The organism is Candidatus Hydrogenedentota bacterium (assembly GCA_012730045.1).
GTDB lineage: Bacteria > Hydrogenedentota > Hydrogenedentia > Hydrogenedentales > CAITNO01 > JAAYBR01.
In genome coordinates this window covers 1-8,810 of sequence record JAAYBR010000049.1, presented here as the reverse complement: position 1 = coordinate 8,810, position 8,810 = coordinate 1, and the positions used below count along the sequence as shown (strand labels likewise).

The following is an 8,810-nucleotide window of genomic DNA, read 5'->3' as shown; positions in this document are numbered from 1 at the left end:
TGCGAGCGAAGCGCGGCAATCTCGTTCCCGCCACGGCCCCGCGCACCCCGTCACTGCGAGCGCAGCGCGGCAATCCCGTTCTCGCCACGGTCCATCCTGCACGCGATTGCCGCGTCGGCCCGGAGCGGCCGACTCGCAATGACGGAGTGTGCGGCGGTCTCGCGCTGAACCAGCCGCAAACCCGTCATTGCGAGCGAAGCGAAGCAATCCCGTTCCCGCCACGGCCCATCCTGTACGCGATTGCCGCGTCGGCCCGGAGCGGCCGACTTGCAATGACGGAGTGTGCGGCGGTCTCGCGCTGAACCAGCCGAAAACACGTCATTGCGAGCGAAGCGAAGCAATCCCGTTCCCGCCATGCCTGCGGTTGACAGTCGTCCGGCATGCTGGGCTAGAATGCCGATGAACATCAGGGAGGCGGCCATGCGCAGAAAAGAGCCCTGCGTCTACATCCTCACCAACAAGCACCACACGGTGCTCTACACTGGAGTCACCTCCGACCTGTCGCGGAGAATGGCCGAGCACTTCTCCGGGAGCGGAGGTGTTTTCACCCGCCGCTACAAAGCCAACAAACTGGTGTTTGCCGAGTTCTTCCCCACGATGATTCAAGCGATCATGGCGGAGAAGAGGATCAAGGCGGGCTCCCGCGCCAAGAAGATTGCGCTGATTGAGGCGGCAAACCCGGAGTGGCTCGATCTCATGGACACCTCTGGCAGGGAGGAGACCCCGGCGACGGGAGAAGATAGCGAAGACAGGCCGACGAACAACTGAGTTGTGGAATAGACCAAGCGCTTCCGACAAGAGATTGCTTCGCTTCGCTCGCAATGACGGGTTAGGCCCCGGATCAACAGGTTACTTGGAGATTCAGATGGATCAGCTTAAGAGGCTTATCGCGGAGAAAGAGGCGGAGGTGGACGCCTCGCTCCAAAAAATTGTGCGTTGTGGCGCACTGATCTTGCTAGGGGAGGCGTCCTCCCCGGTGCCGACAGAGATAACACGGCTTTTTCTCAGCAGCATCCGAATTGGCATGAACATGCAGGTGGGCGATCTCAGCCTTATGCGTGCTGTTCCCGCCCTGGATGAGGACGGAAACATATTGAAGTGGAGACTGCGCATTCGGTGGGCGTTGCCTTGGTGGGACGACAGCTACACGAAGGATCATCACCGGATCGAGGTGGACACGTGGGCCTTTGCGATTGATGGAAATCCGCACCTTTTTGTCGGTGCGCTGTCGGGTACGAATACCGCAGTCATCCTTCAAGGATTTCCCAATCCGGACGATGATGAGATTGACATCGTGACCAACTACAAGGCGTGGATGAAGCACAGGAAGAAAAATGCGGCGCGTTTCAAGGAGCTTGACGCTCAGATACTTGCTCATGAAAATGAAGTTATGCGGTCACACGACAGCATGCGCGACGGCGCCGACACTCCCTGACTTGAGAGGGAGGGTAGGGCGTCAGCGGACGTGAGAGAAGCGTAGCCGTGGCGGGAACGAGATTGCCGCGCTTCGCTCGCAATGACGCGCGACTAAACGTCATTGCGAACGAAGTGAAGCAATCTCGTGTAGGCAGGGCGTTGCCGGGCGTGACAGAAGCGTAGGTGTGGCGGGAACGAGATTGCCGCGCTTCGCTCGCAATGACGCGTTGACGAAGAGTTCTTCACGAGACCGGCGCTCCCCTCGTCATTGCGAGTCGGCCGCCCCGGGCCGACGCGGCAATCTCGTGCAGGATGGGCGTTTGCATGCACGAGATGGCTTCGCTTCGCTCGCCATGACCCGCGATTAACCGTCATTGCGAGCGAAGCGCGGCAATCTCGTGCAGGATGGGCGTTTGCGTGCACGAGATGGCTTCGCTTCGCTCGCCATGACGCCTCCATCCGTCATTGCGAGCGAAGCGCGGCAATCTCGTGCTCGGAAACCCCCAGCGTCTTCGCCTAATACCCCTTCACCACGAACCCAACAAACGCATCCCCCCCGCCCGGAGGATCGGACTCCGGGCGGGGGGCTTGCCTTTCCCTCCGTTACAGGACGACGGCGACGGTGTTGCTGGGGACCCCGACGCCGGCGCCGTTGACGGCGGCGACGCGGTATTCGAGTTGGCGGAACCGTGTCTGGTTGGTGAGGGTGATTTGGTGGCTGAGGGAGATGCCGACCTGTTCCCATTCGCTCATGATGCCGCCGGAGCTTTCCATGCGGCGCAGAATGAGATAGGTGCAGACGGCGCCACCGCGCGCGGTGTAAAGGAAGAGGGCGCGGCAAGCGGCGCCCCTACGCGTGACGGACTGGGTCTTCACGACTGCTCGGGCGCGGCAAGCGGCGCCCCTACGCGTGACGGACTGGGTCTTCACGACTGCTCGAGCGCGGCAAGCGGCACCCCTGCGGGCGGGCAACGGAAGGCCGGATGTCAGACGCCGAGGACGCGGACCACGCGCAGGAGTTCGGGGTCGAACAGGGACTTTTTTTCCCAGGAGTCGCTGAGGGGACGGACCACCATCTGCTGGTTCTCGATCCCAACCATCACCCCCGATTCGCCGGCGAGCAGGGCCTCCACGGCGCGGACCCCCATCCGGCTGGCGAGGATGCGGTCGAACGCGGTGGGGCTGCCGCCCCGCTGCAGGTGCCCGATGATGGTTACCCGGACATCCTTGAAGTCCGATTCCTTCTCCACACGTTTGGCGATGTCCACCGCCCCCCCCGCGTCGTCGCCCTCGGCCACCACGACGATCATGGAGGTCTTTCCGCGCTTGCGGCAGTCCTGCATGCGGGCGACCAGACCCGGAATGTCCGAGGGCTCCTCGGGCGTGAGCACCTCCTCGGCGCCCCCGGCGATGGCGCTCATGATGGCGATGAACCCGGAATGGCGGCCCATGACCTCCACGAAGAAGATGCGGTCATGGGAGTCCGCCGTGTCATGGATGCGGTCGAGCGCCTCGGTGGCGATGTTGAGGGCCGTGTCGAAGCCGATGGTGTACTGGGTGCCCCCGATGTCGTTGTCAATGGTGCCGGGCAGGCCGACGCACCGGATACCGTGCTCCTGGTAGAGCGCGGCGGCGCCCCGGTAGGATCCGTCGCCCCCGACGACCACAACTCCCCCTATCCCGTGGGCGGCCAGCTGCGCCGCCGCGCGCGCGCGGCCTTCCGGCTCCAGGAAATCCCTGCTGCGGGCGGTCTTGAGGATCGTGCCGCCGCGGTTCACGATACCGCTGACCGACCGGGCGTCCAGCGGCCGGATGGCCCCCTTGATCATGCCCTGGTAGCCGCGTTCCACGCCGAAGATCTCGAGGCCGTTGGCCACGCCGGCGCGGACGACGGCGCGCACCGCGGCGTTCATGCCGGGCGAGTCGCCCCCGCTGGTCAGCACACCGATTCTCTTCATGGGGAGGATTCTCCTGAAAACATGTTCTTCGGGGGTCAGCGCCGCCGCTTGGACGAGGACGCTTTTGGCGCGGGGGCCGCCTTGGCCCCCTTGACCACCAGTTTGTCGCCGATGTTCAGGCGGGACTTTTTGGTCAACTTGTTCCATTTGAGCAGGTCGTCCAGGGAGACCCCGTACTTCTTGGAGATGGTGTACGGGTTGTCCCCGGAGGCCACCACATGGATCACCTCGCCGTCCGGGGGGACTGCCGCCTCCTGCTTCTGCTCCGGTTTCTCTTCGGCGGGTTCCTTCTCGGCGGGCGCGGGCTCCTCCTCCGTCTTTTCTTCGGCGGCGGGGGCAACCGCAGGTGCTGGTGCCGGAGCCGCCTTGGTCTTTGAGATTAGGGCAAGCCCCTGTGCGCGGGCCTCGGCCAGCATGGCCAGGGCCGCGCCCTCCACCTTGCGCCCCGACGCGTCGGCCGTTTCGGCCTCCTGCACGAGACGCCGCACCTCCTCCAGCAGCCAGTCCCCGTAGAGGGATATCCCGTTGTCCTGGATGGTCGCACCGGTGACATAGAGGGACTGGTGGTCCTCGCTGCGGGCCACGAGGTCCTGGGTGGGCTCGACAAACAGTTCCCCCCGGTCCTCCTCCAGCACGCAAAGGGTCCGGGCCAGGGCGGTCAGGGCGTCCAACGCGGCGACCGCGCCGGGCTGTCCCGCCATGCGTGCGGTCTCCAGCGAGGGGAGAAAACGGGCGAGTTCCAGAAACCGCGCCCTGCTGGACGCCCCGGAAATCTCCCCTTCCATGCCTTCCAGCAGGCGGCGAAGGCCATCGGACATAAGGGGCGAAAGGTTCCCGTCCTTGCGGACGGCACTGGCCTGCCGTTGTCCCTCGCGGGCGGCGGCGGCGCCCAAAATGCCCCCGCCCGCCCCGGAGACAAACACCGGAACGGGTCCGGCCTCCAGCGTGAGCGCGGCACCGGTGGTGTCCACCCCCGGGATGGGGTTTCCAAGTCCGTCCGTGACGGAGACACCGGCCGCGCCCTGGAGGGGAATCTCCACGGGGACGCCTTTTTCGGCAGCCCATACGGCGGCAAGCCACTTCGCTGAATCCCTGAACAGCCAGGCCGCGCCACCCGTGACCTCCGCGCATTCGCCGACGTACCGTCTGCCTGAAAGGCGGCAGGCCAGCCCGTTGATCCAGGCCGCAATCTCCCGGGGTTCCCCGCCGCCAAAAACAAGGTCGGCATCCAGGGCCGCGCCTGTGTATCCGGAGCGCAGCAGGCCCAGGAAAGTCTTCTGAAAGCCGTCGCCCTTCTCAGCGGCGGCCGGACCCAGGACAAAGGAGTATTCCCATCCGACCATGCCCCGGCGCAGCGCCTCGGGACGGGCGCGGTCCACCGCGCCGGGTTCACCGGAAAGCACGCACTGGCGTACCGGTGTCGCGGGAAGTGCGTCCAGAAAGGCGGCGAAGCGGTCGGCGCTCTCGACGGCGACGGCGACAGGGGCCGGGCAGCCGGTCTCTTTGAGGGTTTTCACGCGCTCGGAGAAGGCCGCCGCATCCCCCGCAAAGGCGACTTCCCACCGGACGATCCGCGCGCAAATCCCCGGATCCACGTCCGCCAGGGCCTCCTGGACAAGCGCGGCGGGCGCGGCGGCGGGGACGGCCACGGCCACGGAGAAACGCATGGCGGCGGCCTGGGCGAGTTTGGCGGCAAACTCGGGGTCGTCCACGGCGACGACCACCTCGCGAAGCCCGACGGCGCGCTGGGCCATGAGCTGGTCTGCGGTTTCCTTTCCCGAAAGGACGGCCGCGAGCGGCAGCGGATGCTGCGCGGCCGGCCGGTCAATGCGGCAGAAGCGCACGCTGTGTTTCTGGACTTCCCCGGCGGTTTCCAGGGCGACCTCCGCAAGATAGGCCCCCCGCTGGTGCGAGGCGTCCTTGATGGCGCACCACCGCGGCGCGCCGGCCACCAGGGGGATGTCGCCCAGGGTCACATCGTCCTCTTGGGGCAGATGCGTTCCCGTGAGGCGGAGCTTCATGCGGGTGACGGCGTCCACGGGGGACACAAGCTCGATAATCAGCGGGTCGTCCACATACACGAACGGCAGCGGCTGGTCCGGGGCGATGGACAGGTCCACCGCCGCCGAGGCCAGGAGCAGGAAAGACGCGAGAAAAGCGCTCATGGGTTCACCAGGAAGGGGTTGGTGCGGCGCTCGACGCCGATGGTGGTGTCGGGACCGTGCCCCGAATGGACGACCGTCTCATCCGGCAGGGTCATGAGCTCCGTCTTGATGGAATGAATGAGCTGGGCATAACTGCCCCCGGGAAGATCGGTCCGGCCGATGGACCCGGCGAAAAGCACGTCTCCCGCGAGAACAAAGCCGTCCCCGACGAGCACCACATGGCCGGGAGAGTGCCCCGGGGCGTGGCGAATCTCCAGACGCTGGCCGCCAAAAGTCACGGTCTGCCCCGCCTCCAGCAGCACATCCGGCGGCGGGGAGGGCGGGAAGTGCACGCCGAACATCCGGCCCTGCTGCTCGATGGCCTCCAGCAGCGGGATGTCGGCCGCATGGCAGGCCAGCGGCGCGCCCGTGGCGGCCATGACCCCGGCATTCCCGCCCGCATGGTCGCAGTGGCAGTGGGTGTTGATGACCATCTTGACGGACAGGGCCGCCAGGTCGCGCAGGAGCTCCGGCGACGCCTCGCCCGGGTCCACCACCACCGCCTCGCCGCCGTCCTCGAGGACATAGCAGTTCATGGCAAAGGGGGTCAGCTCGTAGGGGGTAATTTTCAAGGAATTCCTCCGATCGGAATGCCGCTATGCTATCCCATCGGCGCGGCGGATGCAACCCGTCAGGACCCGTCGGGCGTCCGGGGGTAGTGGTACAGGTAGCCGTCCTCGGCGCCGATGACCAGCCCCGGCAGGCCGTCTCCCTCCAGGTCCAGCAGGCCCGGAGACGTGTCGTGTCCCGCAAGCACATGCGGCGTCAGGGGCCCTTCGTCCCGCAGCAGCACGCCGCCTTCCGCAGCCCCCAGGTTCCGAAGCAGCGTGACGGAGGGGCTGTTCACCAGAACATCCAGGTCGCCGTCGCCGTCCCAGTCCGTCAGGGCGAGTTTGCGGCGGCCGCTGCCGCCGGCCCAGGAGACATTCATCCGGACGGGAACCGGCCCCGGAAGCGGGCGCAGGACGCCCTTGTCGAGGGGATGAGGCAGGAGCCCCCCCGCCGTACGGAGGGCATCTCGGTCCGTTTTTCTATCCCTGCACCGGAAAAGGGTCTCCCCGTTGGGGCCGCGCATGAAGTAGTCGTTTTCGCCGTCCTTGTCAAAGTCCGCGGAGGTGGGGCGTCCATTGCTGTCAAAGGCCCCCTCCCGTTTCGCGTCCTCCGCCAGAAACACCCGTTTGCCGGGGAGCAGTATCCGCGCACCGTCCCGTTCCGTGCGTTCAAAGAAGGCCAGAAAGCCCTCGTGGTCCAGCATGACCAGGTCCATGAGGCCGTCGCCGTTGAAATCGGCCATAACCGGGGTGGTCCGCCACTGGGTGGCCAGGGTGCCCGGTTCGGGGGTCCACCAGACCCAGCCCGGCTTCGGGGTCTCCCCTTCCCACACCACCCGAACCGGTTCCGCCGGGGCAAGGCGAGGGGTGCCCTTCAACCCGATGTTCCGGAACCAGACGACCCGCCCGATGATGCTGTTGCAGACGAGGTCCAGCAGGCCGTCGCCGTCCCAGTCCCCGACGGAGAAGGTGGTGTAGCCCCATTTCGCCTCGGCCGGGCCCTGAATGGAGAGGTTGGGGCCGGCTTGGAAGCGGATGACCTCCCCGCCGGCCTCCAGCCGCACCGGGGCCGCCCACCGCACCGGATTCCCGCCGAGGTTTTCGATGAACTCCACGAACCCCGCCGTGTTTCCGCAGAGGATGTCCTCGTCGCCGTCGCCATCCCAGTCCGCGCCCACGGGCGCGCTCAGGGCACCGCACTTCACATGCCGCGCGCGCTGCTTGAAATAGACGGGCAGCTTTACGGTGCCGCCGTCGTTCTCCACCAGGGCCACGCGCCCGTCCTCCTTGCCCACCACGAGGTCCGGGTCCCCGTCGCCGTCCCAGTCCAGGGCGGCGACCTGGAGCATCTGCAGTTCCATCCGGAGCGGTTCCGAACCGCACAGCAACGGCCGACCCGCGGCATACACGGGGGCCGTTCGGGTGCCCGTGTTCTCAAACAGGGTGATGGTGTCCAGGAAAGAGCCGCAGACAAGGTCCAGGTCCCCGTCGCCGTCCCAGTCCACAAAGTTGGGCGAGGGACAGCCGAACACATCCACCGGCTTGCCGCCGGCCTCCACCTTCACGGCCGCCCCGTATTGGGGAGCCTCCGTGGTTCCGGTGTTTCGGACCAGATACACGTACCCGTGAATCGGCCCGGCGGTCCAGCGGCCGTCGGCGTCATAGGCGTCGTCCCAGCCGTAGTCCCGCCAGTCGCTGATGCCGAGGATGAGGTCCACCGCGCCGTCCCCGTCATAGTCCGCGAACCGCCATTGGTTGGCCCGGCCAATATGAAAATCCGGCTTGAAGGGAACATCTTTGGGGGCGGCATAGCCGTTCTTCGGAAAGTCGGCATACCATTTCCCCGGCTCGCACACCCTCGGCACCCCGTCCACATAGGAAACCGTCACATTGGGGCGCTTCTCCGTGTCCAGCAGGATGCCCGGCTGAAACACGCCCGAGCCGTCATTCTCGAAGAACTGAACGCCCCGCGCCGGCACATCCGCGCTGGACACCAGCAGGTCCATATCCCCGTCCCCGTCATAGTCCATGGGCAGTGGGATCGCCCACAGCCCCACGCCGAGGTCCACGACAAGGTTCGGGTCGTTATGCTGGAGACGGTGCGCCCAATGTTCCGGCTCCGGCACCGGGGAAAGGGCCGCCGTCAGGCACACCAACGGACAAACGAGGAGATTCATGGGACAGGCTTCCTTCTTTTCAACCCAATGTACACGAAGCCTCCGTCACGAACCAAGCCGGGGACCCGGGCGCGCAGGGGGACATGGGCGGCGAAACAGGAAAAATCAAAGACAGGGCCGGCGGGACGCCAGCGGTACGAGATGGCCCGGCGGGGCGCCCTTGCCGTACCGCCGGCGTCCCGCCGGCCTCGTCTTCATTCCAACGCGAGACCGCCGCTCAACCCGTCATCGCGAACGATGCCCCTGTCATTGCGAGCCCCTGACCGCCCGGAGGCGGGAATGTCGTTGAAGAAAGGGCTTCCCTGGGAACGCCCCCCCTGCCTCCGCACGCTTTATCGGTGTTCATCGGTGTTCATCGGTGGTTCCCCCCTCCGGAACCACTCGCACAATAGGGGGGAGCCGCCAAGGCATGCCTGCGCCCTTAGTCGCGGGCGGGGGAACTGCGCCCCCAAAGAGCAACCACCGATGAACACCGATAATGAAGAGAGAATGGTTTCCAGCCTC

7 protein-coding genes are annotated in these 8,810 nt (G+C 66.2%); 2 read left to right on the top strand and 5 right to left on the bottom strand.

The window, feature by feature from the left end:
- Positions 1–420: 420 nt before the first annotated feature.
- A complete protein-coding gene (locus GXY15_05190) occupies positions 421–768 on the top strand; it encodes a GIY-YIG nuclease family protein (protein NLV40607.1) in 348 nt (115 codons plus the stop codon).
- Positions 769–865: 97 nt separating this feature from the next.
- Positions 866–1,435 (top strand): hypothetical protein, encoded by a 570-nt coding sequence (locus tag GXY15_05185; protein ID NLV40606.1) that lies wholly within the window; start codon positions 866–868, stop codon positions 1,433–1,435.
- A 584-nt stretch (positions 1,436–2,019) separates the two neighbouring features.
- Here the strand turns inward: GXY15_05185 and GXY15_05180 are convergent.
- The 5 genes from GXY15_05180 to GXY15_05160 all read right to left on the bottom strand — a co-directional run bounded on the left by GXY15_05180 (position 2,020) and on the right by GXY15_05160 (position 8,306).
- Positions 2,020–2,169, bottom strand: a complete 150-nt coding sequence (locus GXY15_05180) for a hypothetical protein (protein ID NLV40605.1) — start codon at positions 2,167–2,169, stop codon at positions 2,020–2,022.
- Positions 2,170–2,402: 233 nt separating this feature from the next.
- Positions 2,403–3,374, bottom strand: a complete 972-nt coding sequence (gene pfkA, locus GXY15_05175) for a 6-phosphofructokinase (protein ID NLV40604.1) — start codon at positions 3,372–3,374, stop codon at positions 2,403–2,405.
- A 35-nt stretch (positions 3,375–3,409) separates the two neighbouring features.
- Positions 3,410–5,539, bottom strand: coding sequence for a LysM peptidoglycan-binding domain-containing protein (locus GXY15_05170; GenBank protein ID NLV40603.1), 2,130 nt, complete (start codon positions 5,537–5,539; stop codon positions 3,410–3,412).
- Positions 5,536–6,114 (bottom strand): MBL fold metallo-hydrolase, encoded by a 579-nt coding sequence (locus tag GXY15_05165; GenBank protein ID NLV40602.1) that lies wholly within the window; start codon positions 6,112–6,114, stop codon positions 5,536–5,538. Before GXY15_05165 ends, GXY15_05170 begins: the two co-directional genes overlap by 4 nt.
- A gap of 95 nt (positions 6,115–6,209) precedes the next feature.
- Positions 6,210–8,306 carry a VCBS repeat-containing protein gene (locus GXY15_05160; protein NLV40601.1) on the bottom strand — a complete coding sequence of 699 codons (2,097 nt, stop codon included), beginning with the start codon at positions 8,304–8,306 and terminating at the stop codon, positions 6,210–6,212.
- Positions 8,307–8,810 lie beyond the last annotated feature (504 nt).